Raw genomic sequence first — 23,728 nt, forward strand, 5'->3', positions numbered from 1 at the left:
GCCCAGCACAGTCGGTCAACATCGTCACCACCGCGACAGCAACCGCCGAGGCGTCCCTCAGTCTGAACACGGATTCGACCAGATGACGGATGTCAACATCAGTTCATCGAACCCACGTCGGCGCTGAGTTCGCGGTGAGCCCTGGTTCAGGATCGGCGTCCTCTGCCGAGAGGTAAACGGGCTCGCTCTGCGCCGACGAGCCAGAAGTGATGATGATCGACATGAGCATCTTCTCGGCGATCGAGCGAACCGACGGGTCTCACGCCCGGCATGGAGAAAGCCACTCCCAATTCATCGACTGTGTCGCAGGCAACTACTGGAACCAAGTCAGGGATCTGATCGAGACCTGGTTCTCTCACCTCTGTTCAGATGCCCAAGAGGTCCTTCATCCGGCTAATTCCCTAAGCAGCTAGTGTCCGACCGCGCCACAGCGCCTCAGAAATGTTCATTTGTAGTTAATAAACCCGAAGCTAGAGGTCATATAGAAGAGGCTCTCCATTACGGAATCCTCCACCTGATGGTCAGATATGACAAGTGGTGTGGTAATTGATGTCGACATCGATGGAGGCAAAAGCGACGGCGCCTCGCCAAATTCAGTAAAGTCGATCATGTCCATCAGACCCAAAACCCGATCATGACCAAGATTAGGTGGCCGTTCACTGTCAATGTGCAACTCAACTCTGGTAGGACCTGCTGGCCGCATCCGAAGTAAATCGTTGGTCACTGCCAACGGGAGGCTTCGCGTGGCCAGCATCCACGCCACGATGAACATTTCTCCCAGTTCGTCGGCGCTCAACCGGCGTACAGAACTGACCAGAGAGGAGTCATCCTTTTGCACATCGTCAGGGAGTGCCGAGAAATCTACCCGGAAATCGACTGTGCTCAATAACTGGAACTGCATCCCTGCGGGAAGTTGCAGGCGCGCCCAAGCGGCAACGGCCGTGCGGCCGTCTACTCCCGGAACTTTAATACGGTAGCTGACATTTCTTCGATTGTTGCTTCCCTCACTGTCTGGGGTCCGTTCCCATCTATCGGGGATTGAGCCACAGCCCAGTCGATCGGCGACCGAGCCAACGGTCCCGTGGAACCATCCTTGCGGGAGCATCTCCTCCAGCAAGCGGCGACGTTCGCCTGCGACCTCGAGATCATCCACTGCCCATGCAATTCGCGCTGCACACCGCAGACGCAAGTCCATTGGGGACAACCCGATGCTCCATCGATCTCGCTCGCGTGTTTCCAATGTGCATTGCCGCTGGGGCTCCCAGCCCCAGCTACCATCAGAACGGCGGCTCAAATTTCCAGGACCCCAACTGCCACCGGCAAGCACAACCGGAGACGTATCGGCTGTAATTAGAGTCGGCTTACCGATTGGAGAGAAGGGATAGCCGACCGCATCGAGTCGGCCCAATCCGGATCCGGCAGCACCAATTGAGTCCCAGACCTGAGCGTCTACTACGACAGCTCGATCAGGGTGCCCCCGTAGAGCGCAAATTACTACCGGCCCACGACTAGGAGTTCCAGTGAAGTGCTGAACCCACCCTGGGCCGTCCTCATACACCTCACCTGAGGCGGTGCCCATAATATGTCGTCCACCAGTGGCCTGATAGGCCGCTTGGAAAGCGCGTTCAAGGTGGGGTTGTGCCTGACCCACGCGAAAAAATTCTGCACCTTTCACGCTGCCATCACTATCCAATTGATGGAACACCGCTGGCCACAGTTCGGCTACAGCTTCGTCGATCCTGGAGAGGTCGAATTCTCGGTGACCGTTTCTGACTTGGCGGGCCACCCAGTTAGCCCCGGACTCTACGTCCTTCTCCCGGTATGGCAGTCCGAGAGCACGCATATGTGCTGCGACCTCATTACACAGCCGCGACATATTAACTCCGGCATCGAATCGGAGGATCTCCAGCAATTCCAGCAGAACGGGCTCGGTGACACCGAGAAATTCCATCCACTGCCGACGGGCTTTGCCCACCGCCGAACCCGGCCCACCCTCACCTGCTCGGGGCATCAGCAATTGAGTTCGAGCGTCGCACAGCGAGGTCAGCGGATCTGCGGGATCCATCGACCGATTGGTGATCAGTGAGAGCTCTACCGGAGTGCCGCTGGTGGTCAGTTCCCGCCACGCCACAACAATCTTGCTGAGGATCGACGGCCCGCCAGAGCTGCTCAGCTCAAGAAGATACGGCCTGTTAATGAGCCTGCTGGCGTCCACGGCGTACTTGACTTGACTATAGGAGTGCGGTGGCTCGCGCCGGCGCCGGACGACATCGTCTAGATTCCCTGCACCATCGACTTCAGCCCCTACCGCAATAACCGGATTTGCCGCTCCAACGGCCCTATCGGTCAAAGCCGCGACGCAAGCGTCCCAGGCATGCACCCACTGGTAGTGGTCACCAGCGATACGGACACCAGTTCTGGACGGCGACGGCAACGAACCCACGTTCGCATTCTCCCGCAACGCGAGAGCTGCTTGCAGCCTTCTGGCTACAAGCAGTCGAAGGCGGTCAAGGCATCGCCTCTCGAACGCAATCTTGATCTTCAGTCCACCGATGTGGTCGCGCAAGTTCTAGTCCATGGCTCCGCCCACACGGGTGGGGAACACGATCGCACCGTCGACGACGCGGCAGTTCACCGGCAGACCATCGGAGCGTACGAGCCTCCAAATGCCACCCGAGCGAAGCGGCCGAGGGGCATTAGACGAGCACACTCCTCGCGGCTGAGTTCCTTGAGCGTGCCGCTGATCACCGGATCGCCACCGAGCACCCCGTTACCGATGTCCTTTACTACGCGCCACAAGCCTCGCTCGTGCCGGTCGAACGGAGGCCTTCCGTCGGCGGCACGACACTCTCTGAATCGGCCACCTCGACGATGGCGTGGGCCCGCTCCTTCTCCACCTCGGCGATGATCTCCTCGGCCTCACGCTGTTCCAGTCCCCACCGGCTCATCAGCGGTCGTCGGCCGACCCGCTGATTGCCCTCACCGAGGCTCTCGATATAGGTGAGCCGCGCCGCCTCGTACCGGTCGGTGGGCAGCAGCGGCACTACGCGTTCCACCTCAACGAGAGTCTCAACGGGCTGGCACACGTGGTCCTTGGCTAGCGTCTCGGTGGACGGTTGCCGGGTGTTTCGGACGATCCACATCAGTAGCTCGTACGCACCCGCGAAGGCCAGCGGTGCCAGAGCGCTGACCAGGCGCGATCCGAGTCCGCCGGACCAGCCGTGCGCCACGTTCGCCGCCAGCGTCACCGCCCCGCCCAATGCAAGCGCCACCCATGCCAGCACCGGCACACGTAGCCGACGACGCGAGCAGTAAACCATCACCAGCGACGCCATGACGATCACACCGTCGGACATCGCCGGATACAGAATGGCCATGTCGTGCCGCTCGCCCAGAGCGATCGCCAGACCGTAGAAGTGGTGGTACGAGACGTAGGCGGCCGCGCCGGCGACCGCCAGCAGGACAGCCACCGCAAAGCCCAGGATGATCCGGTCCCCAGCCCGATCGCGCTGGGTGCGCTCGCCCCAAGCCCCTTCGATCGGAACCACCTCCCCGGCGATTTCTGGTGTCGAGGGGCGGCGCAGGGCCTGGCTTCCGGGTTGATCTGGTTGCTGGGATGCAGGAAGGGGTTCGGTGCTGCGATCACCGAGCTCCTGCCCCCTTACCACCGCTGCCCTGAGCGCAGTTGAGATCGTCTGCTGAGGATCCTGAACTGGCGGTTGCCGAGCTTCCCTGGCATAGTCGTGTGCCGCGAAATCAGACCTGACCTCGTTGAGGTGGGTGTGGGCACCGCCCCCTCTCCGCGCGCCTATTCCGGGCATGAGAGGTCCAGCCACGGAGCGTCGGTGCTGCTCAGGAGATGGGCGAACGGTTCAAGTCCCCCCTCGGACACGTTCGATTCGCCCATGAGGTCCTGGTCAGACGTAGAGCTGACCAGGATTCTTCTTTTGCCGGGATGATAGGTCAGCCGAACGCCGAGCCCGGCGTACAGCCGAGCCTTCCTGACCGGCTCAGCCTTTCCCAGAAGAGGTTTCTGCAGGTCGCCATCACCTGGGGCAGGCTGCGGGTGCGGATTGGGCCGACGTTCTCACTCGCGGATGTGGTGCAGGGCCTCCCCCCGGTGTCGGCGGACGTAGGTGCTCAGATGGGCGGGTCCAGATCCCGTGCTTCCCTGAGCGCTGCGACGCGCCGTTCGCACCCCTGGCTCGAGGGATAGCCATTCACGACCATGGACACCGCCGTTCATCATCATTGATGCGATCTCCGAATTGCCCGCATATCCAAAGCATCAAGAGCATCTATGCGTCCGATTCGATCATCTCGAACCCTCTCGGGACGAATAAGACCAATGATCAATATCTCAATATGATCATTCTGATCGTTCCGGATCGCCCTGAGCAGGGGGAACAGCGTGATGAACCCTGCGATCGCCGCCCGTATCCCGACCGTTCAAGAAGCAGGCCGCTCGGCCCGCGCCATCCTGCTTGCCTCATCCGAAGGACCGGGGTCAGGGGTGTGTGCCCGGGTGAAGGGCTCGGGCACACAGCGTGAGCGCTTCCGTGAGTGTCGTGCGGTCCGGGTCGTAGATCTCGGCGAGCATGACGGCTTCGATGCTGTTGAGGGAGCGGTCGCATCGCCGGAGGGTGCTCAAACCTTTCGGGGTAAGGCGGGTGCGCAGAGCGCGGCCGCCACAGGGATGCGGATCGCGGCGGATCAGGCCGCGTTGTTCGAGATCGCGGATGACCAGGTTCATCGCCTGCGGAGTGACGAAGGCGATACGGGCCAGGTCGGCCGAGGACGGGGCGTCGCGCAGGCGCAGCTCGCTGAGCGCCATGTATCCGGTGGTCGTCATGCCGTGCCGGGCGAGCGCTTCATCCAGGCAGGCGCGGATGCGGCGTTCCAGCCGGAGCACCAGGTAGCTCACACAGGGCGGCGGTGCGTCCGGCGCAGCGGCCGCCGGGACACCCGGATCGGTCACCAGAAGACGATATCGCGCCCCGTCAGAACGGGCTCCAATGTAAGTTTCTCACACCGTTATCAAGGATGTTGATAACAAGTTACTTGATAACCAGGGAAAACGGCTCGCTGCCAGGCGAACTGGCGGGCATGCGCACCGAGCGGGCATTGACGGCAAATCGTGGCCCTTCTATTTTCCAGCGACCGACGTCAATACGCGGCGGACCGATCCGCGGCGCGCCGCGGACATGCAGAGGAGGAGCACGAATGAGACGCTTGACCACGGTGCTGGCTAGTGCCTGCGCCGCGGCGCTCTTTGCCGTCATGACCGTGGTACTCGGATCGCCGGCCGTCGCCGCCACCCTGATGGAGGTGACCAACTTCGGCAACAACCCGGGCAACATGCGGATGCACGTCTATGTGCCGGACTCGCGCCCGGCCTCGCCTGCGATCGTGGTTGCGATGCATGGCTGCGGCGGGTCCGGTCCCGGCTTCTACCAGGGCAGTGAGTTCGCTTCGCTGGCGAATCAATATGGCTTCATCGTCATCTACCCGACCGCCACCCAGTCGGCAGGGTTCGGCAACTGCTTCGACACCTGGTCAAACGCGGCCAAGCAGCGCGGCGGCGGCAGCGATCCGGTCTCGATCATCTCGATGATCGACTATGTCAAGCAGAATTATCAGGGAGACCCGAACCGGGTCTACGCCACTGGAAGCTCGTCCGGCGGCATGATGACCCAGCACATGCTCGCCGTCCACCCGGACGTGTTCAAGGCAGGGGCCTCCTTCATGGGTGTGCCCTTCAACTGCTTCGCCGGCGCCTCCGACTACCCGCCCGGAAGCAGCAGGTGCACCGGCGGGAGCATGGACCGAACACCCCAGCAGTGGGGCGATGCGGTCCGCCAGGCGTACCCGGGATTCTCCGGCACTCGCCCGCGCATGCAACTGTGGCACGGCACCGCCGACACCCTCGTGCCCTACTCGCTGCTGCGCGAGTCGATCGAGCAGTGGACGAACGTGTTCGGGCTGAGCCAGACTCCGACCAGCACCGACACCCCGCAGGCGAACTGGAACCGCAGCCGGTACGCCAATCCGTCCGGCACCGTGCAGGTGGAGGCGTACAGCATCCAGGGCGCCGGGCATGCTCTTCCGCAGAGCGGTATGGCCCGCTACGCCATCGAGTTCTTCGGCTTGACCACCAGTCCGACCGACACCACGCCGCCGACCACGCCAGGCACGCCGGTCGCGTCCAACGTGACCGCCACCAGTGCCACGCTGACCTGGACCGCCTCCACCGACCAGGGCGGCTCCGGCTTGGCCGGCTACAACGTCTACCGAGAGCAGGGCACCACCGACCCGCAGCTTGGCCAGTCCACCACCACCTCGATCACCCTGACCGGGCTGAGTGCCAACACCCAATACCAGGTGTACGTACGGGCGCGTGACGGCGCGGGCAACCTGTCGGGCAACTCCGCGTTGGCCACCTTCACCACGGCCGCCACCGGAGGCGACACCACGCCACCGACCGCCCCTGCCGGACTCACCGCCTCGGGCACCACCACAACCGGCACCAGCCTGACCTGGACGGCCTCCACTGACGACACCGGTGTGACCGGCTATGAGATCCTGCGCGCTCCCGGCGCGACGGGCGGCACGTTCGCCCAGGTCGGCACCTCGGCAACGGCCTCGTTCACCGACACGGGCCTGTCTGCGGACACCACCTACCGCTACCAGGTCCGGGCGCGCGATGCCGCCGGTAACGTCTCGCCGGTCTCCAACACCGTCCAGATCACCACTCAGGGAGGTACGACCGGCGCCTGCTCGGCCACCCCGACCGTGCAGTCCCAGTGGGGGAACGGGTATGTGATCCAGCCGCTGACCATCACCAACACCAGCACCTCGACGATCACCAGCTGGACCGTCACCTTTACCCTGCCGGCCGGGCACACCCTGACCGGCTCGTGGAACGCCACCGTCACCACCAGCGGCCAGACCGTCACGGTCAGAAGCGTCAGCCACAACGGCACGCTCGCGCCGGGAGCCAGCACCACCAGCTTCGGCTTCCAAGCGAGCAGGCCCAACGGCAACACCGCCCTGCCGTCCGGCTACACCTGCGCCTGACCATCAGCCTCACGCGGTACGGAGACATCGCGAGCAATGATCGAAACCCGTGGATCTGCCGGGGAGGGGGGTACCTTCCCGGATCATCCGATGATGGTTTCGGGATAAGGCCGATGTTGGCGCGTCGGCCGGGAAGGCACACCCGTGCCGCTTACCACAGTGCCCGAGTTTCCCGCTGACGACCTCGACGGTACGGCGGGCGCCGCCTCCCTGCACACCTAGTCCGGACATGAAAGGTCCAGCCACGGAGCGTCGAAGCTACTCAGGAGATGGGCGAACGGTTCGAGTCCCCCTCGGACACGTTCGATTCGCCCATGAGGTCCTGGTCAGACGTAGAGCTGACCAGGATTCTTCTTTTGCCGGGGTGATAGGTCAGCCGAACGCCGAGCCCGGCGTACAGCCGGGCCTTCCTGACCGGCTCAGCCTTTCCCAGAATTCGTACTGCGTCACCCATGGTGTTCATCACCTTCGCGAGGTCGTCTCGGGTGAGCTGCCGCCTGCGGTTCGGTTCACGGCGCAGCTGTGCTTCGGCTCGGATCTTCTTGGCCTGTTCCTCTCGGATCCAGCCGGCGACCACGGCGGGTCCGCACCCGCCTCCAGCGCGGCGCGATGCTGGGCGAGCTTTCGATCGCATTCAGCCAGTTGACGCCGCGCCACGGCGAGACTCTCCTGCTCCGACGGCTCGATCCGCTGGGCTTCGACCAGAAGGGCGAGCGTCTCATCGACTCGGTGAGGAGCGAACAACCTCCCCAGCCAGCGATCAAGCTTCGGAACGATCGCGTCCTCTATCTCGCATGCGCCGGCCTTCACCGCGGCCGCCGCCACCCGCCTGCTCGCCACAAACACGCCCGTGCGCGGTGAGGGAAACGGGGCCAGTAAAACGGCCGCGCGAGCGACCGCCGCGGCCGCGCTGCCGGCCCGCCTCGACGCTCGGTAAGAGTCGGTGGTCAGTGAGCTGGACTTCTGTGGGGCGGGCTCTGCGAGGTTATACCGTGGCCGCCGTGACGAATGTGGCGCAGATGGTGGCTTTCGCCGGTGTGATGACGCTCGGGGCGATGTCTCCCGGGCCTGACTTCGCTGTGGTCGTCCGGCGTTCCGCCGTGTCCGGCCGCGCGTACGGCATGGCCGCTGCGGCCGGGGTCTCGGCCGGTGTGTTCGTCTGGGTGCTGGCCACGGCGAGCGGCATCGCGGCTCTGCTGGCGACCTCAGCCGTGGCGTTCACCGTGGTCAAAGTCGTCGGGGCCGGCTACCTGCTGTATCTCGGGGTCAAGGCCTGGCGTGCGGCTTTGCGTAAGGGCGGCGAACTGCGGCTGGATCTACCCGACCCGGGAAAGCGCGGCCCGCTGGCGGCGTTCACCGAGGGGCTGCTGACGAACATGCTTAATCCCAAGGTGGCACTGTTCCTCATCGCGCTGGTGCCCCAGTTCGTCTCCGGCGACGCCGGACTGGGTGACGCGCTGGTGCTGTCGTTGATCGCGGTGGCGGGGACCGGAGTATGGTTCTTCCTGGTGGTCAACATCGTGGGGGCACTGCGCCGACTGTTCGCCAAGCCGGCCGTACGCAAGACCGTGGACGGGCTCACCGGAACCGCGTTGATCGCCCTCGGCATCAAGCTGGCCGTCGCCGGTCGCTCGTAGAAGGGGTGCCGTTAACGAACGTGTCACCAGCCCCGAACGAGCAGAGTTTCCCCTGTCAGACAGCCCCCCTTGGACGACCTGACCTGGGACGACCTGACCTGGGACGACAGCACTGCTTTGCGGCTGGGCGTGGCTTCAGGAGTTCGAAGCCCTGACCTGGCGATCGGAAGAGCTTTTTGGCCCGCGATAAGTAGCGTTATCACAGGTCAGAACAGGTTTGGCTGCTGCTGACACGTTCGTTAACGGCATCCCAAGTACTGCTCCGACGCCTGCCGGTGGGCTTTCGGCCGCACGCGCGTCAGACGCCGGCGCCCCCTTACCCAGCGCCACCAACGCCAGGACGACACCCGCAAGCAGCGCCGTCACATCCGCGACCAGGCCGAACGCCTCGCACAGGCAGCCGGGAAGCTTGCCCTGGACCTGCACGCCGAAGACCTCGCCCCGCCCACTCAGCAGACCGGCCGGAAGCCTGGGCCCATCGCTGGCTACACCGCCGCCGCCCTGCCCCTGCTCGCCCAGGCCCGCGCCGTCCTGGCCGCCGTCGCCGCCGACCGGGCGACCGGCGCCACCTGGGACGAGATCGCTGCCGTTCTGGATGTCAGCCCCGACACCGCCGCCCGCCGCTACCGAGCCTGACCGCACCCCCGTGAACGCAACCGACGACAGCTGCGGCACCTGGACGTTCATCACCCGCCACGCCCGCGTGCTGATCGCGATCGCTCGCGCTCCAGAGGCACGGATCCGCGACATCGCTGTCACGCTGGGCATCACTGGCTATGTACGTGAGTTGCGGAGGCGTTTGTTGCTGGGGCGGGGAAGGCGACTTCGTGTGGTGAGGAGTGATGTCGCCGAGTTTTGACGGCAGTGGGGTTCTTGCGGTGGGAGAGTCGGTGTGCTTCTCCCGTTTGGGGGCCCACGCGCATATCGGCGACCAAGGTCGAGCTGTATACGGCGATTCGCAACGTTTGCCCTGTCCGCTACCGACACCTCGGGGCGATGTCCCCCGTCGATATGTCCGCGCGTTCGGGGGCACGGCCAGCACGGCCAGCACGGCCAGCACGGCCAGCGCGACTCCGGGCCGTCGTTCCGTCGCGAGGGAGCGGCCAACGTGCCCGGATGAATCACGTCAAGCCGTGACTCGCGTGGGCCGGTATCGCAGGGCGACCGCCCCCGACCGGAACTCACGGCGGTCCACGGGCTCGAGCTGGATGCGCTCGCGCAGACCGGCGAGCAACGTCGGCCCGTGTCCGGCAAGGACCGGCTGCACAAGGAACTCGTACTCGTCGATCAGTCCCCGATCCGCCAACGCCTGGGGGAGCGTCACGCCACCCACCCACAGGCCCTCGCCTGACTCCTGCTTGAGCCGCTGAACCGCTTGCCCGAAGTCGCCTCGCACCAGCTCGGCATTCCAATCGACCGCGCTCAGCGTGCTCGACACGACGTACTTCTTCGCCCGGTCGATGGCCTCGGCGAACGGGATCTGCCACTCATCCATCCAGTCAGGCCACGTGCCCGTGGCCGGCTTCCGCCACGCCGACTCCATCATCTCGTAGGTCACCCGGCCGAACAGCAGGGCATCGGCTCGCTCCATCTCAGCGGTCCAGTAACGCATCGACTCCTCGTCCGGGGGGAGCCCCGCCTCGTGATGGCAGCAGCCGTCGAGCGTGACGTTGATCGAGTATCGAAGTGGTCTCATCTCGTTGCTCTTCCTTGATGCGCGCAGCGCGTTTTCACCGGACGTCTACTTAGACGGCTGTCGGCGCCATTTCTCATCGGCGCTCGATCCCACCTGCTCAACACCGTCGTGATGCGAACCAGACCGCAGACCGAGCGCGCGACCGATTCGGGCGCTCGGGGCGTTCAGGGTCGCAACGAGTCTCGAAGCGCCCTGCGAGACCTACTGCCCCTCCACGACATCCTCGCCAATGATCCGGTCCCCAACCCGATCGCGCTGAGTACGCTCGACCCGAGCTCCTTCGACCGGAACCACCTCCCCGGCGATTTCTGGTGTCGAGGGGCGGCGCACGGCCTGGCTTCCGGGTTGATCAGGTTGCCGGGATGCAGGAACGGGTTCGGTGCTGTGATCACCGAGCTCCCGCCCCCTTACCACCGCTGCCCTGAGCGCAGTTGAGATCCTCTGCTGAGGATCCTGAACTGGTGGTTGCCGAGCTTCCCCGGCATAGTCGTGTGCCGCGAAATCAGACCTGACCTCGTTGAGGTGGGTGTGGGCACCGCCCCCTCTCCGCACGCCTATTCCGGACATGAGAGATCCAGCCACGGAGCGTCGGTGCTGCTCAGGAGATGGGCGAACGGTTCAAGTCTCCCCCTCGGACACCAGGGAAACCCTGAGTCTCGGCAAGTCGGAGACTCGGGGCTTTTTCGTTTTCGCCCCCGAAACGGGTTCCTGGTCCTGCTCCGAATACCTCCGGTCCGCGGATCATGGTTTTCAGGCTTCGGCGACGAGCGACGCGAACCGATCGGACGCCGGGTTCGACGTCGCCCGCATCGCGATCCGCAAGGTGACCGCGCAGCCGGCCATCATGACGCCCGGCACGGGCTCGTTCGCCGCACCTCGCGGGAGGCCGGTCGCCGAGTGCACCTGTCCTCATCCGGCCCATGCCTGACGCGTCTGTAATGCCCTCCCCACCCGTCTCAGGCGCGTCTCCTGATGTCACCGATACATCACACGGTCGAGACGGAGAGTCACATGGCCTACCCACCTGCGTCCGGGCCGCACCACCAGGCCCACCCCTCCCCCGGGTACCCGCCGTACCACCACCCCGGCCCGCCGCCGAAGAAGAAGGGCGGCGCCCTGAAGTGGCTGCTCATCATCGGCGCCCTCCTGCTCCTGCCGGTCGGCTGCGCCGCTCTCCTGGCCGGCGCCGACGGCGACCAGGCAGGCACGACGAGCGCGACCTCGGAGAAGGTCGGTGCCGCGGGCGGGGCGCGGCAGGACACGCCCCCGGGGATCGGCGACCTCGTGAAGGACGGGAAGTTCGCCTTCAAGATCACAAAGACCGAGAAGAGGACCACGATCGGCGGTGAGTTCCTCAGCAAGAAGGCCCAGGGCGAGTTCCTGCTGGTCCACGTGACGGTGAAGAACATCGGCGACGAGGCGCAGGCGTTCGCGGGGAGCGCGCAGAAGCTGTACGACGACCGTGGCCGGAAGTTCGAGGCCGACGACGGCGCCGCGATCTACCTTGAGGACTCCAAGTCCCTGTACGAGGACATCAACCCGGGCAACAGCGTGAAAGGCATCGTGCTGTTCGATCTGGCGAAGTCCGTGAAACCGGCGTACGTGGAGCTGCACGACTCGGTGTTCTCCGAGGGGGTGAAGGTCGACCTGAAGTAGCCGGTGTCCCGGCCGTGGCACCCTCGCGCCAGGGTGTCATGGGTGGGTTCCGCCGAGTGAAAACCCCGCCGCTTTCCACAGAGTGAGAACGGGGACCCCGGGATCTCGGGTGCGGGCTCGCAGACTGGTGCCCGTGTCCCGATTGACCTCTGTACTCGCGTGCTGCGCCGTACTGCTCACCGCCTGCGCGACCGCGGACGCCGAAAGGCCCGCCAACGACTCCCTCACCGTGGGGCTCGCCGCGCCGGTGAGCTGTCTCGACCCGCACCAGACCCCTCAGACCTCCAACCTCCAGGTGTCGCGCCAGCTCGTGGACTCGCTCACCGACCAGGACCCGCGCACCGGAGAGATCGTGCCGTGGCTCGCGACGTCGTGGAAGGTCGACAAGCAGGCCAAGCGGTTCACCTTCACCCTGCGTGACGGTGTGACGTTCAGCGACGGCGCACCGCTGGACGCCGCCGCGGTCGTCGCCAACCTCGACGACATCTCCGAGCTCGGCGCGCGGTCCCCGCTCGGCTCGGGCTACCTCGCCGACTACGAGGGAGCCTCCGCGCCCGACGCGAGGACCGTCGAGGTGCGGTTCGGCACCTCGAACGCGCAGTTCCTCCAGGCCACCTCGATGGCGACGCTCGGCATGCTCTCCCCGGGCACGCTCGGGAAGACCCCGCAGCAGCGCTGCGCGGGCGCGCTCGTCGGCTCCGGGCCGTTCGTGCTCGGCCAGGTCGCGCTCAACGAGGAGGTAAGGCTCTCGGCGCGCACCGGATACGCCTGGGCGAGCACGCTCGCCGCCCACCAGGGCGTCCCGCGGGTACGCGCGCTGACCTTCGCCATCGTCACCGACCCGAGCGCCAGGCACGGCAGCCTGTTCTCCGGGCAGCTCGACGCCGACCTGCAGGTGCTCCAGCAGGACCAGCGGTCCTTCGGCGACCGCGGCCCCCGGCTGCTGTCCGCCACCCGGCCCGGCATCGTGTTCACGCTGCTGCCCAACGAGTCACGGCCCGCGCTGAGCGATCCCGCCGTGCGGCGGGCGATCAGTGCCGCCCTCGACCGGTCGCGGTTCGCGCCGCTGCTCGCGGCGGGCGAACGCCCGGCGACCGACGTGCTCGCCGACACGACGCCCGGCCACGCCGACCGCTCCGCCGACCTGGCGTTCGCGCCCGACGAGGCGGCCAGGCTGGCCGACGCGGCCGGCTGGCGGCTCGGCCCGGACGGTGTGCGTGCCAAGGGGTCGCAAAGGCTGTCGTTCGACCTGGTCTACTCGGCCAACGAACCCTACGGCTCGGTGTATCAGCTCATGGCCCAGCAGCTCGCCGAGGCCGGGATCGAGCTGCGACCGACGCCGCTCGACGACGCCACCAACAGCGCGCGGCAGGGCTCGGGCGACTACGACTTCGTCTCCTGGGCGGTGACCAGGGGAGATCCCTCGGTCCTCGCCAGCGTGTACCCGGTGAAGAGCGCGAACCCGCTGCGGCGCACTCGGCCGGACAAGGTGGACAGCACGATCGCCCGGATCGCCACGGTGCTCGATCCCGCCGAGCGCGCCGACGCCGTGGACGCCGCGGCGAAGGCGATCCTTTCCGAAGGCCACGGCATCCCGCTCTTCGAGCAGGCGTCGTCGGTGGGACTCGCGGAGCGGGTGACAGGGATCCGCCTCGACGCGTCGGGGCGGCCGATCTTCCAGGACGTGGAGGTAGGCGCATGACATGGAACGACTTGGCCGGAGGCCGTGCGGTGGATCCCGCGGCCTTCGTCGCCGCCGCGAGCACGCTGCTGGAGTCGGCGGTCACCGCCGCGGGCGGCGGCGAGGCCACCAGGGCCGACTTCGTCGCCGGGCTCCAGGCCACCCTGAGCACGTCGGGCCCCTATGGGACGCTGCGGCTGGACATCGGGCTCGCCGACCAGGACGTGCGGGGCGAACTGCGGGAGAACGCCGTCGCGGTGTCCGAGGTGGTCCTGGACCTGGTGAGAACCGTGCCCGCCACGGGAGCGCCCGGCCCGTCGGACATCCACAGCAGTTGCGTGGGGTACGCCTGGATTCCGCCGGTGGTCGAACGGCTCATCGACGGGCCCGGCCTGCACGCCGCGCGCAACCTCTACAACGAGTGGCTGTGGCAGCTCGTGCTGCTGCGGGACGCCCTCATCCCGTTCACCGACCCGTCGCGGGTGCGGGTGCTCGCCGACGCCGACGGTCTGACCAGGCTCCAGGACGCCCGCGACCGGTTCGTCGTCCAGGTGATGACCCGGCGGATCGCTCACGCGGCGATCGTGCGATTCGCCGCCGAGGCCCTGACGGGCGGGTATGCCGAGGGGGCCTACGGGTTCCAGCACGGGGGCGCGACGGTCCTGCCGCCGGTGGCCCTCGACGGCGAACTTCTCGGCCCGGCGTACCTGCTCGGCGTGCGCGAGGGGACGCTGGTCGAAGAGGACACCGCGTACTTCGTCGAGGAACGGGAGGACGGTGAGTCCGCGGGCACGCTGTCCGTCCCGGCGCGCGTGATCGGCGATGTCGAGGTGGTCGGCCTGGCCGACCGGCTGGTGCCCGGCCCGCCGGGGCCGGATGCGACCCGCACGCTCAGCCTGGTGGTGGGGTTCGACGGCCACGAGTGGACGGCCGACCTCGGGCGCGCGCTGCGCGGCCATCGCTACGCCGCCCGCCCGGCCGCCTCGGAGGACTCACCGGCCGCGGCCCCGTCGATCGACGCCTGGTCGGGGTGCGCGGTGCTGCGGCAGGACGGGGAGGTGGCGGTGCCAGAGGGTGGCGTCATCCCGACCGGGGGTCAGCGCGCGCTGACCCTCGCGCTGCTCGGCAGGCTCCGGCCGGGCAACGTGGTGCTCTACAGCGGCCAGGAGGTCGGCGGGCAGCGGATCCTCCTGGACATCCGGAGCTGAGATGACCCGGTTCGTGGCGCGGCGCCTCACGCAGGCGGCGGCCGTGGTGCTGGCGGCGTACACGCTCACCTTCGCGGCCTTCAACGTCCTCCCCGCCGATCCCGTGCGGATCATGATGGGGCCGGAGAACGGGGTGGACAAGGCTCGGGTGGCCGCGCTGCGGGCCGAGTACGGTCTGGACCGCCCGGCGGTCGAGCGTTATCTCGACGGGTTGCTCGGCGCCCTGCGCGGCGATCTCGGCACGTCGTTCCAGACCGGGCGGAATGTCGGCGCGACGATCGCCGAAGCGGCGCCGCGCACCCTCGCGCTGGCGGGCGGCGCACTGCTGGTGGCGCTTCCGCTCGGTTTCCTGATCGCCTGGTCGGCCGCGTACACCCGGCAGCTGTGGCTGCGTCGCCTGCTCGGCGCGCTGCCCGGCCTGTCGCTGTCCGTCCCGACCTTCTGGCTCGGCCTGGTGCTGTTGCAGGCGTTCTCGTTCGGCCTGCCACTGTTTCCCGCCCGTGGCGAGGACGGGCTCGCCGGTCTGGTGCTGCCCGCCGTGACGCTGGCGGTGCCGTCGTCGGCTTTCGTGGCGCAGGTGCTCCTCGAACGACTGACCGCCGAGATGCGGCAGCCGTACGTCGACACCGCGCGGGCCAAGGGCGCGTCGCGGGCGCGGGCGGTGACGGCGCACGCGCTGCGCAACGCCGCCATGCCCGCGCTGACGATGATCGCGCTGCTGGTCGGCTGGCTGGTGTCCGGGTCGGTCGTGGTGGAGACGGTCTTCGCGCGCAACGGGCTCGGCCGGTTGATCGAGTCCGCGGTCACGACGCGGGATCTGCCCATGCTGCAGGGCCTGGTCGTGGTGGCCACGGCGGTCGTCACGCTGCTGACGCTCGTGGTGGACGTGGCGTATCCGCTGGTGGACCCCCGGCTGCGGGAGCGTGCCGCGTGAGGTTCGCGCGGCGGCTCGGCGCCGTACCGTCGGCGATCGTGCTGCTGGCGGCCGTGGCCGCCGCGTTCGCGCCCGCCCTGTTCTCCTCCGCCGACCCGCTGCGCGGCGATCTCACGAAACGGCTGCTCCCGCCGGGGGACGGCCATCTGCTCGGCACGGACGAGCTGGGCAGGGACGTGTTGTCCAGGGTCGTGCACGGATCGGCTCCCTCACTGCAGGCCGCCGTCATCGCGGTGGGCATCGCCGTCGTCGTCGGCTCGGCGATCGGGCTGGTGGCGGGAAACGCGCGGGGGCGGCTGGACGACCTGGTCATGCGCGCGGTGGAGGTGCTGCTCGCCGTGCCGTCGTTCCTGCTGGTCCTCGTGGTCGTGGCGGTACTCGGGCCGGGCACGCGCGAGGTGGCCGTCGCGGTCGGCGTGTCGGCGGCGGCGGTGTTCTCCCGGATCATGCGCGCCGAGGTCATCAGGGTGCGCGGGTCCGGATATGTCGAGGCCGCCGCGGTGTGCGGGACCGGGCGTCCCACCGTGCTGCTGACCCACGTCCTGCCCAATGCCGCGGGGCCGCTCGCCGCGCTGGCGACGCTCGAACTGGGCAACGCCGTCCTCACCGTCGCCGCCGTGAGCTTCCTCGGCTTCGGGGCTCCGCCGCCGACGCCCGAGTGGGGCTCGCTCATCGCCGCGGGGCGCCCGTTCCTCGCCTCGGCGTGGTGGCTGACGACCGTGCCCGGTCTCGTCATCGTCACCGTGGTGCTCGCGGTCAACCACCTTGGACACGTGCTGCGCACGCGATCGGAGAGACGATGACACCCCTGCTGGCCGTACGCGGCCTGACCGTCCGTTACGGACTGTCCAGGCGCGGCCTGACGGCCGTGAAGGGCGCCGACCTGACGGTGGAGGCCGGGCAGATCGTGGCGGTGGTCGGCGAGTCGGGGTCGGGCAAGTCCACGCTCGCGCACGCGCTGGCCGGTCTGCTGCCGGACACGGCCAGGGTGACCGGCGGCGAGATCACCTTCGACGGCGAGCGGGTGGACGGCCTGCGGGAGCGGGCGTGGCGGCGGCTGCGCGGACGGCGGATCGCGTTCGTGCCCCAGGATCCGGGGACCGCGCTCAACCCGCTGATGACCGTACGCGCCCAGCTCGCCGAGGCCCTGCGGCTGACCGGGACCCCTCGGCCCGGCGAGGCCGTCCTTCAGGACGCGCTCGGCCGGGTGGGCGTCCCCGACCCGGCGGCGGTGCTCGACCGCCACCCGCACCAGCTCTCCGGAGGCTTCCGGCAGCGGGTGCTGCTGGGCATGGCGCTCGTCGGACGGCCCGCGCTGCTGATCGCCGACGAGCCGACCTCCGCGCTCGACACCACCGTGCAGAAGACCGTGCTCGATCTCATTCGGAAGGTCGCGGCCAGGGACGGCACCAGCGTTCTCCTGATCACCCACGACCTCGGCGTCGCCGCGGACCGCGCGGACCGCGTGGCCGTCATGACCGAGGGCCGCGTCGTGGAGGAAGGCCCGGTGGGGCGGGTGCTCGGCGCTCCGGAGGCCGCCTACACCCGGCTGCTGCTCGACGCGGTCCCCAGGCCGTCGTCCGGGCCCGCGCCGATCACGGGAGAGCCGCTGCTCACGGTCCGCGACCTGCGCAAGGTGTACCCGGGCGGCACGGTCGCGGTCGAGGGCGCCTCGTTCACACTGGCCAGGGCCGACACGCTCGGGCTGGTCGGCGCGTCGGGGTCGGGCAAGTCCACCGTCGCCCGTATGATCACCGGGCTCGTCGAGCCGACGAGCGGAGGCGTGCTGCTGGACGACGCGCCCGTGCGGGCCGGCCGCGTGCAGTTCGTCGCGCAGAACCCGTACGCGTCGCTCGACCCGCTGATGACCGTGGGCCGGATCATCGCCGAACCGCTGCGCGCGCTGCGCGCCGGCACCCGGGCGGAGCGCGGGGAACGGGTGCGACGGCTGCTCGAAGACGTCGCCCTGCCCCCGGAGGTGGCCCGGCGACGGCCCTCGGCGCTCTCCGGCGGGCAGCGTCAGCGCGTCGCCATCGCCCGCGCGCTCGCGCCGTCACCCGACCTGATCGTGCTCGACGAGCCGGTGTCCGCCCTGGACGCGGTGACCCAGGCCCAGATCCTCGCGTTGCTGCGCCGGCTCCAGGACAGGCACGGGATGGCCTATCTGCTGATCTCGCACGACCTCGCCGTGGTGGCCGCCGCGGCGGGACGGCTCGCGGTGATGCGGGACGGCAGGATCATCGAGTCCGGCTCGACGACCGAGGTGCTCGCCGCCCCCGAGGCGCCGTTCACCCGCGAGCTGCTCGCCGCCATCCCGGGCGGGCCGTCGGTGGGCCGCCCCTCGGCGTGACGGGCGTGGTCGTCACCGTCGTACCGGGGCACGGTGGACGATGTCCGCCACCTCGGCCGGGGCTCCGGCGAAGACCGCGTGCCCCGCGTCGAGGGTCACCTGGACGAACGCGGTCGCGGGGGCCAGCTCGTCGGCGTGCCGGATCATCACGTCCTGGAGTGCGACGGGCAGCGCGCGGTCGCGGGTGGTGCGAACGTAGGTCCGCGGCACGGTTCCCCAGCGCTCGGCCGTGGCCCCGGTCGGGGTGGTGAGGAACGCCAGCGGCTGGTCGGGGGTGAGGAGGGCGGCCATGGCCTGGAAGCCGGGGCGGTCGAGGTCGCTGAAGTAGGCGGCGTGCAGTTCGTCCTGATAGGCGGGGTCGGTGCTGCGCGGGTTGATCCGCACCGCGCCGAGGACCGCGGGATCGCCCAGGTAGAGTCCGCCGCCGAGCGCGCTCCGCGCCTCCGGCAGGGCCAGGTAGGCGCCCGCGGGACCCAGCGAGGTGGGGACGAACGCGGTGACGTACACCAGCCCGGCCACCAGTTCGGGGGCGAGTTCGGCGACCCGGGTGGCGACCGTCCCGCCCATGCTGTGCGCGGCGACGATCGGCGGGGCGGCGAACCCGCGCAACCTGTCCACCACGTCCGCCGCCACGTCGTCGAGGCTCAGGCCCGCGAGCGGGGACACCTCCGTACGCAGCGCGGCGACGTCTCCGCCGAGGTAGCTCGCCGGGAAGCGGGCCCGGATGCCGTGCCCCACCAGGTCGAGCGTCAGGACGCGCCGGCCCGTGGCGGTCAGCGCCCCGGCGAGGGCCACGAGGTGTCCGGCCCCGTGCCAGGCCCCGTGGATCAGCACCACGTCACTCGTTTTCTTCACGCGACTCGACCTCCCGCCACATCTCCGTCAGCAGCCGCGTCAGCTCGGCGGGGCGCTCCTCCGGCACATAGTGGCCGCATTCTTCCACCCAGTGCGCCGACACATCCGCGACGGCCTCCTGGACGGTGTCCAGCCAGCCGAGTCCGACGCCCTGCCGCGCGCCCACCACCAGCGTGGGCACCCGCAGCGGCCCGGCGGCGCACAGCTCCCGGTTGTCGGCGATGTCGGTCGGCAGCGCCCGGTAGTAACCCATGGTGGCGCGCACCGCTCCGGGGGCGGCCAGGGCACGCGCGTAGACGTCCATGGCCGCGTCGTCGATCGCCCCGGTCACGTACAGGCCCACCGTGTCGCGGCGGAACATGAACTCCAGGTAGCCGCGCTCGCGACCGGCGAGCAGGAACTCCGGCAGGTCGGGCACCATGTTGAAGCCGAAGTGCCAGGACCCGCCGGTCAACGGGTTCGCCGCGGCGAGGCTCCCGCCGAGCCCGGGGATGCCCGCCTCGACGAACGTCAGGCTGCGCACCGACTCCGGGTGCAGCGCGGCGAGCGGGTAGGCGACCTGGCCGCCGACGTCGTGGCCGACGAGGTGGTAGCGGGTCAGCCCGAGGGCGGCCATGAGCCGGGCCAGGGTGCTCGCCACCGTGCGCTTGTCGTACCCGCCGTCCGGTCGCGAACCGGCCCCGAAGCCGGGCAGGTCGGGGGCGACGACGGTGTACCGGTCGGCGAGCAGTGGCACCACCTCGCGCCACGCGTGGGCGGTCTGCGGCCACCCGTGAAGGAGGAGCACCGCGGGCCCCTGCCCCGCGACCACACAGTTGATCACATGGCCCGGCAGCCGGACGCGTATCGGAGAGAACCCTCTTGCCATGGCGACCATGGTGCCGGACCGGAGCCCGCCCGATATGGGGGCGTTCCCACCCAGCGGGAACGCGACATTGGGGCTGGAGCCGCGCGTTCCTACGGTCGCACTGCCGGGTAACCGCTGCTGGGAGGGTACATGATCGACTCGATGAGGGTGCTGAGCTTCTCGCACTTCGTGCAGGGGCCCGCGGCCTCGCAGTATCTGGCCGACCTCGGCGCCGACGTCGTCAAGGTCGAGCCGCCCGGCGGGTCGTGGGAGCGCAGGATCGGCAGCGCGGGGATCCGGGTCGCCGGGCGCAGCGTGACGTTCCTGTCGGTCAACCGGAACAAACGCTCGATCGCCGTCGACCTCAAGCACCCGGATGCCCTCACCGTGCTCCGGCCGCTCATCGAGCGGGCCGACGTGCTGCTGGAGAACTATCGGGGCGGCGCCCTGGAACGGCTCGGCCTCGGGTACGAGGCGGTGCGCGCGATCAAGCCGGACATCGTCTACGCCTCGGCCAGCGGCTGGGGATCTCGCGGCCCGATGGCCGAGCGGCCGGGGGTGGATCTGCTCGTGCAGGCACGTACCGGACTGGTGAACGTCACCGGCGACCGCCCCACCGCGGCCGGCACGCCCGTCGTGGACCAGCACGGCGCGGCACTGCTCGCGATGGGCGTCCTGGCCGCCTACGCGCGCAGGCTGACCACCGGCGAGGGCACCCGGGTCGAGTCGAGCCTGCTCGGCGCGGGGCTCGACCTGCAGGCGGAGTCGCTCGCGCTGTACTACTCCGGCCGCAGGACCGAGGCGGACGTCCGCCGCCCCGCCGAGTCGGCGTGCTGGTCGATCGACGCCCCCTACGGCGTGTACCGGCTGCTGGACGCGTCGATGGTGATCGCGCTGAACGGGTCGGAGGACGACCTCGGCGACACGCTCGGCTCCCCCGCGCTGGCCGGCTACGACCAGGGGGCCAGGCGGGCCAAGCGGGAGGAGTACACCGCGGCGGTGGCCGGGGTGCTCGCCGGGATGACCTACGCGGAGGTGGCCTCCCGGCTGGAGCCGCGCGGATTCTGGTTCGAGCGGGTGGCCACCTACGACGACGTGCGCGACGACCCCCAGGTGGCGGCGGAGGGACTGCTCGCCGAGTTCCCGGTGGGCGAGGAGCGGGCGACCGTGCTGCGGCACCCGGTCCGCTACGACGGTGAGTTGCCCGGCCTGCGCACGACACCCCCCGAACTCGGCGCGGACACCGTGGAGGTGCTGCGCGCGGCGGGGTTCTCCGCGGCCGAGGTGGACGGCTTCCTGGCCGCGGGCGTCGTGTCCGCCCCCGGGGGCGGCGCGTGAACGGGCGCGCGCTGGTCTGCGCCCGGCTCGGCGTGCCCGAGGATCTTGAGCTGGCCGACGTGGCGACGCCGGACCCGGGGCCGGGCGAGGTGGTGGTCGCGGTCAGCCACGTGGGGCTGAACTTCCACGACACGCTGATCATCGCGGGCACGCACGTGGTGCGGCCGGAGCCGCCGTTCTCTCCCGGCAGCGAGTACGCGGGGACGGTCGTGGCCGTCGGCGAGGGCGTCACGTCCGTGCGGCCCGGCGACCGCGTGACGGGCAACGAGGAGTACGGGTGTGCCCGCGACTCCGTACTGGTCCGGGCGGACCGGGTCAGCGCGGTGCCCGACCGCGTCACCGACCGGCAGGCTGCGGCGATCCTGGTGGCCTACTCGACCGCCTACCACGCGCTCGTCCAGCGGGCCGGGCTGCGCGCGGGCGAGACGCTCGCCGTGCTCGGCGCCGCGGGCGGGGTCGGTTCCGCCGCCGTGGACGTGGGAAACCTGCTCGGCGCCCGGGTGATCGCGGGCGCCTCCACGCCGGAGCGGGCGGAGTCGGCCCGCCGGCACGGCGCGCACGAGACCTTCTCCTACCGCGGCGACGGCGACGCCAAGACAGCGATCAAGGAGTTGACCGGCGGAGCGGGCGCGGACGTGGTGTTCGACCCGGTGGGCGGTGCGGTGGCGGAGGCGGCGGTCCGCGCCGTCGCGTGGGGCGGCCGGTACCTCGTGGTCGGGTTCGCCTCAGGCGGCATCCCGCGCGTCGGGCTGAACATCCCGCTGGTCAAGGGCTCCGCGGTGGTCGGGGTGTTCTGGGGCGAGTTCGTCCGGCGGGACCGGGCGGCACAGGAGCGGAACCTGCGCCAGATCTTCGACTGGGCCGCGGCCGGCCGGTTGCGCCACCACGTGCACGACGTGCTCCCGCTCGAGGAGGGGCCGCGTGCCCTGCGCGAGCTGGCCGACGGCCGGGTCCGGGGCAAGCTTCTGCTGCGGGCGGGTGGCCCCGCAGGATGACGAACACCGTCCGGCCGGACCGCAGGGCGAGGACGGCGCTGACGGCGCTGCTCGCGGGCACCCTGCTCGCCCCGCTCAACTCCTCGATGATCGCGGTGGCGCTCGCCCCCATCCAGCGCGATCTTGCCCAGCCGCTGGCCACGACGACGTGGGTCGTCACCGTCTTCTACCTGACCGCGTGTGTCTGCCAGCCGGTGCTCGGCCGGGTGGCGGACCGTGTCGGCCCGCGCAGGCTGTTCGTGGCCGGGATGGCGGTGGCGGCCGTCGCCTCCGCGGTGGCGGCCACGGCCACGTCGCTGCCACTGCTCGTGCTGTGCCGGTGCGTACAGGCCGCCGGCGTGTCGACTGCGTTCCCGTGCGCGATGGTCGTCATCCGGCGGAACGGCGACGCGACGCGGCTGTCCACCGTCGCGACGGTCAACACCACCGCGGGGGCGGTCGGCCCGGTGCTCGGCGGACTGCTGACGTCCCTAGCCGGGTGGCAGGCCATCTTCTGGGTCAACCTGCCGGTCATGCTGGGAGCGCTGGTGCTCGCCTGGCGCGCGATCGGCCCCGAGGAGCGGCGGCCCGCACGCGGGAGCCTGGTCCGCGCGCTTGGCCCCGAGGAGCCTCCGTCCGCACGCGGGGGCCTGGTCCGCGCGATCGATCCGGTGGGGGTCGTCCTGTTCGCGGGGACGGTGATCGGCCTGCTGGATCTGATGCTCGCCCTCCCGAAGGTCTCGGTTCCCGGCCTGGCCACCGTGATCGTCGCCGGAACCGGGTTCCTGTGCTGGGAACGGCGTGCCGCCGAGCCGTTCGTGAACGTCCGCGCGCTCGCCGCGGCACCCGGGCTGGTGCCGGTACTCGGCACGTTCACGCTGTTCAACCTGGCCTATTACGGCGCGTTCTACGGGCTGCCGCCGTGGTTGCAGACCGCGCTCGGGTTCGACGCGGCGCACACCGGGCTGTTGATCATGCCGATCGCGGCCACCAGCGTCGTGGCGACCGTGCTCGGCGGTCCCGTCATGCGCCGGCTCGGCGTAGGGCGCACCCTGCTGGCCGGCGGCGGGCTGCTGCTGGCCGGCGTCGCCGCGATCACCACCTTTGACACGGCGACGCCCGCGTGGGTCGTCGTGGTCGACGGCGTGGTGCTCGGTGTGCCGTACGGGTTGTGCAACCTCGGGTTGCAGCGGCTGATGTACGAGCGCGCCCCCGCCGGGATGTCCGGTGTGGTCGGCGGTCTGTTCCAGTCGGCCCGCTACGTCGGCGCGATCCTCGCGGTCGGGCTGGTCGGCGCGTCCGCCCCCGGCGACCCCGCCATGCCCGTCGACCTGCGTGCGCTCGCGGTGGCGATGACCGCCGTCGCGACGGCCGTGATCGTCATACTCGCCCTTGACCTGCGGCGATCTCGAAACGATGAGGTACCATCCATGCACCGGACGGCTGATCCGCGATGACTCGACCCACGATTGTCC

The 23,728-nt window shown here is 69.3% G+C and carries 22 protein-coding genes; 13 read left to right on the forward strand and 9 right to left on the reverse strand.

What is annotated here, in order from left to right:
- Positions 1 to 445: 445 nt before the first annotated feature.
- Positions 446 to 1,153 (reverse strand): hypothetical protein, encoded by a 708-nt coding sequence (locus tag ABT352_RS01555; RefSeq protein ID WP_350941648.1) that lies wholly within the window; start codon positions 1,151 to 1,153, stop codon positions 446 to 448.
- Between the two features lie 429 nt (positions 1,154 to 1,582).
- Here ABT352_RS01555 and ABT352_RS01560 point away from each other — a divergent pair, with 429 nt between their 5' ends.
- Positions 1,583 to 2,086, forward strand: a complete 504-nt coding sequence (locus ABT352_RS01560; RefSeq protein ID WP_350941649.1) for a hypothetical protein — start codon at positions 1,583 to 1,585, stop codon at positions 2,084 to 2,086.
- 700 nt (positions 2,087 to 2,786) lie between these two features.
- On the opposite strand, the gene ABT352_RS01565 is transcribed toward ABT352_RS01560, so the two are convergent.
- Positions 2,787 to 3,548 (reverse strand): DUF2637 domain-containing protein, encoded by a 762-nt coding sequence (locus ABT352_RS01565; RefSeq protein ID WP_350941650.1) that lies wholly within the window; start codon positions 3,546 to 3,548, stop codon positions 2,787 to 2,789.
- Positions 3,549 to 4,507: 959 nt separating this feature from the next.
- On the reverse strand, positions 4,508 to 4,978 hold the full coding sequence (locus tag ABT352_RS01570) for a MarR family winged helix-turn-helix transcriptional regulator (protein ID WP_350941651.1): 471 nt from the start codon (positions 4,976 to 4,978) through the stop codon (positions 4,508 to 4,510).
- 245 nt (positions 4,979 to 5,223) lie between these two features.
- Between ABT352_RS01570 and ABT352_RS01575 the strand changes: the two genes are divergently transcribed.
- A complete protein-coding gene (locus ABT352_RS01575; RefSeq protein WP_350941652.1) occupies positions 5,224 to 7,077 on the forward strand; it encodes an extracellular catalytic domain type 1 short-chain-length polyhydroxyalkanoate depolymerase in 1,854 nt (617 codons plus the stop codon).
- A 262-nt stretch (positions 7,078 to 7,339) separates the two neighbouring features.
- Here the strand turns inward: ABT352_RS01575 and ABT352_RS01580 are convergent, their stop codons facing one another.
- Positions 7,340 to 7,654 (reverse strand): hypothetical protein, encoded by a 315-nt coding sequence (locus ABT352_RS01580; protein ID WP_350941653.1) that lies wholly within the window; start codon positions 7,652 to 7,654, stop codon positions 7,340 to 7,342.
- A gap of 32 nt (positions 7,655 to 7,686) precedes the next feature.
- Between ABT352_RS01580 and ABT352_RS01585 the strand changes: the two genes are divergently transcribed.
- Together ABT352_RS01585 and ABT352_RS01590 are read left to right on the forward strand one after the other, a co-directional pair.
- The gene (locus tag ABT352_RS01585) at positions 7,687 to 7,938 is read left to right on the forward strand and encodes a hypothetical protein (protein ID WP_350941654.1); all 252 of its coding nucleotides are present in this window, start codon (positions 7,687 to 7,689) and stop codon (positions 7,936 to 7,938) included.
- A 140-nt stretch (positions 7,939 to 8,078) separates the two neighbouring features.
- Positions 8,079 to 8,714, forward strand: coding sequence for a LysE family translocator (locus ABT352_RS01590; protein ID WP_350941655.1), 636 nt, complete (start codon positions 8,079 to 8,081; stop codon positions 8,712 to 8,714).
- Between the two features lie 135 nt (positions 8,715 to 8,849).
- Here the strand turns inward: ABT352_RS01590 and ABT352_RS01595 are convergent, their stop codons facing one another.
- The 3 genes from ABT352_RS01595 to ABT352_RS01605 form a co-directional block, all read right to left on the reverse strand.
- Positions 8,850 to 9,482, reverse strand: a complete 633-nt coding sequence (locus ABT352_RS01595; protein WP_350941656.1) for a hypothetical protein — start codon at positions 9,480 to 9,482, stop codon at positions 8,850 to 8,852.
- Positions 9,483 to 9,840: 358 nt separating this feature from the next.
- A complete protein-coding gene (locus ABT352_RS01600; protein ID WP_350941658.1) occupies positions 9,841 to 10,410 on the reverse strand; it encodes a dihydrofolate reductase family protein in 570 nt (189 codons plus the stop codon).
- Positions 10,411 to 11,160: 750 nt separating this feature from the next.
- Positions 11,161 to 11,313: a hypothetical protein gene (locus tag ABT352_RS01605; RefSeq protein WP_350941660.1), complete on the reverse strand. Its 153-nt coding sequence runs from the start codon at positions 11,311 to 11,313 to the stop codon at positions 11,161 to 11,163.
- 108 nt (positions 11,314 to 11,421) lie between these two features.
- On the opposite strand from ABT352_RS01605, the gene ABT352_RS01610 reads away from it, so the two are divergent.
- The 6 genes from ABT352_RS01610 to ABT352_RS01635 all read left to right on the forward strand — a co-directional run bounded on the left by ABT352_RS01610 (position 11,422) and on the right by ABT352_RS01635 (position 18,239).
- A complete protein-coding gene (locus ABT352_RS01610) occupies positions 11,422 to 12,066 on the forward strand; it encodes a DUF4352 domain-containing protein (RefSeq protein ID WP_350941661.1) in 645 nt (214 codons plus the stop codon).
- 133 nt (positions 12,067 to 12,199) lie between these two features.
- On the forward strand, positions 12,200 to 13,768 hold the full coding sequence (locus tag ABT352_RS01615) for an ABC transporter substrate-binding protein (protein ID WP_350941662.1): 1,569 nt from the start codon (positions 12,200 to 12,202) through the stop codon (positions 13,766 to 13,768).
- Positions 13,765 to 14,955, forward strand: coding sequence for a hypothetical protein (locus tag ABT352_RS01620; protein WP_350941663.1), 1,191 nt, complete (start codon positions 13,765 to 13,767; stop codon positions 14,953 to 14,955). The genes ABT352_RS01615 and ABT352_RS01620 overlap by 4 nt, the downstream gene beginning before the upstream one ends.
- 1 nt (position 14,956) lies before the next feature.
- Complete coding sequence (locus tag ABT352_RS01625) at positions 14,957 to 15,889, forward strand: ABC transporter permease (protein WP_350941664.1); 933 nt, start codon at positions 14,957 to 14,959, stop codon at positions 15,887 to 15,889.
- On the forward strand, positions 15,886 to 16,692 hold the full coding sequence (locus ABT352_RS01630; protein WP_350941666.1) for an ABC transporter permease: 807 nt from the start codon (positions 15,886 to 15,888) through the stop codon (positions 16,690 to 16,692). Before ABT352_RS01625 ends, ABT352_RS01630 begins: the two co-directional genes overlap by 4 nt.
- Positions 16,689 to 18,239: an ATP-binding cassette domain-containing protein gene (locus ABT352_RS01635; RefSeq protein ID WP_350941667.1), complete on the forward strand. Its 1,551-nt coding sequence runs from the start codon at positions 16,689 to 16,691 to the stop codon at positions 18,237 to 18,239. The genes ABT352_RS01630 and ABT352_RS01635 overlap by 4 nt, the downstream gene beginning before the upstream one ends.
- A gap of 12 nt (positions 18,240 to 18,251) precedes the next feature.
- Here the strand turns inward: ABT352_RS01635 and ABT352_RS01640 are convergent, their stop codons facing one another.
- Together ABT352_RS01640 and ABT352_RS01645 are read right to left on the reverse strand one after the other, a co-directional pair.
- Complete coding sequence (locus ABT352_RS01640) at positions 18,252 to 19,094, reverse strand: alpha/beta fold hydrolase (protein ID WP_350941669.1); 843 nt, start codon at positions 19,092 to 19,094, stop codon at positions 18,252 to 18,254.
- Complete coding sequence (locus tag ABT352_RS01645; protein ID WP_350941670.1) at positions 19,078 to 19,962, reverse strand: alpha/beta fold hydrolase; 885 nt, start codon at positions 19,960 to 19,962, stop codon at positions 19,078 to 19,080. Before ABT352_RS01645 ends, ABT352_RS01640 begins: the two co-directional genes overlap by 17 nt.
- A 129-nt stretch (positions 19,963 to 20,091) precedes the next feature.
- On the opposite strand from ABT352_RS01645, the gene ABT352_RS01650 reads away from it, so the two are divergent.
- The 3 genes from ABT352_RS01650 to ABT352_RS01660 are packed head-to-tail and all read left to right on the forward strand — an operon-like array spanning position 20,092 to position 23,710.
- On the forward strand, positions 20,092 to 21,279 hold the full coding sequence (locus tag ABT352_RS01650) for a CaiB/BaiF CoA transferase family protein (RefSeq protein WP_350941672.1): 1,188 nt from the start codon (positions 20,092 to 20,094) through the stop codon (positions 21,277 to 21,279).
- The gene (locus ABT352_RS01655) at positions 21,276 to 22,274 is read left to right on the forward strand and encodes an NADPH:quinone oxidoreductase family protein (RefSeq protein WP_350941674.1); all 999 of its coding nucleotides are present in this window, start codon (positions 21,276 to 21,278) and stop codon (positions 22,272 to 22,274) included. Before ABT352_RS01650 ends, ABT352_RS01655 begins: the two co-directional genes overlap by 4 nt.
- Positions 22,271 to 23,710: an MFS transporter gene (locus ABT352_RS01660; RefSeq protein ID WP_350941676.1), complete on the forward strand. Its 1,440-nt coding sequence runs from the start codon at positions 22,271 to 22,273 to the stop codon at positions 23,708 to 23,710. The genes ABT352_RS01655 and ABT352_RS01660 overlap by 4 nt, the downstream gene beginning before the upstream one ends.
- Positions 23,711 to 23,728: the final 18 nt, after the last annotated feature.

The sequence above is a fragment of the Streptosporangium sp. NPDC000563 genome (assembly GCF_040299985.1).
GTDB lineage: Bacteria > Actinomycetota > Actinomycetes > Streptosporangiales > Streptosporangiaceae > Streptosporangium.

Coding starts and splice junctions, on each gene's coding strand:
- ABT352_RS01645 (WP_350941670.1), bottom strand. CDS start 19,962: ATGGCAAGAGGGTTCTCTCCGATACGCGTCCGGCTGCCGGGCCATGTG.
- ABT352_RS01595 (WP_350941656.1), bottom strand. CDS start 9,482: ATGCCCAGCGTGACAGCGATGTCGCGGATCCGTGCCTCTGGAGCGCGA.
- ABT352_RS01620 (WP_350941663.1), top strand. CDS start 13,765: ATGACATGGAACGACTTGGCCGGAGGCCGTGCGGTGGATCCCGCGGCC.
- ABT352_RS01625 (WP_350941664.1), top strand. CDS start 14,957: ATGACCCGGTTCGTGGCGCGGCGCCTCACGCAGGCGGCGGCCGTGGTG.
- ABT352_RS01650 (WP_350941672.1), top strand. CDS start 20,092: ATGATCGACTCGATGAGGGTGCTGAGCTTCTCGCACTTCGTGCAGGGG.
- ABT352_RS01575 (WP_350941652.1), top strand. CDS start 5,224: ATGAGACGCTTGACCACGGTGCTGGCTAGTGCCTGCGCCGCGGCGCTC.
- ABT352_RS01560 (WP_350941649.1), top strand. CDS start 1,583: ATGTCGTCCACCAGTGGCCTGATAGGCCGCTTGGAAAGCGCGTTCAAG.
- ABT352_RS01635 (WP_350941667.1), top strand. CDS start 16,689: ATGACACCCCTGCTGGCCGTACGCGGCCTGACCGTCCGTTACGGACTG.
- ABT352_RS01585 (WP_350941654.1), top strand. CDS start 7,687: ATGCTGGGCGAGCTTTCGATCGCATTCAGCCAGTTGACGCCGCGCCAC.
- ABT352_RS01610 (WP_350941661.1), top strand. CDS start 11,422: ATGGCCTACCCACCTGCGTCCGGGCCGCACCACCAGGCCCACCCCTCC.
- ABT352_RS01600 (WP_350941658.1), bottom strand. CDS start 10,410: ATGAGACCACTTCGATACTCGATCAACGTCACGCTCGACGGCTGCTGC.
- ABT352_RS01660 (WP_350941676.1), top strand. CDS start 22,271: ATGACGAACACCGTCCGGCCGGACCGCAGGGCGAGGACGGCGCTGACG.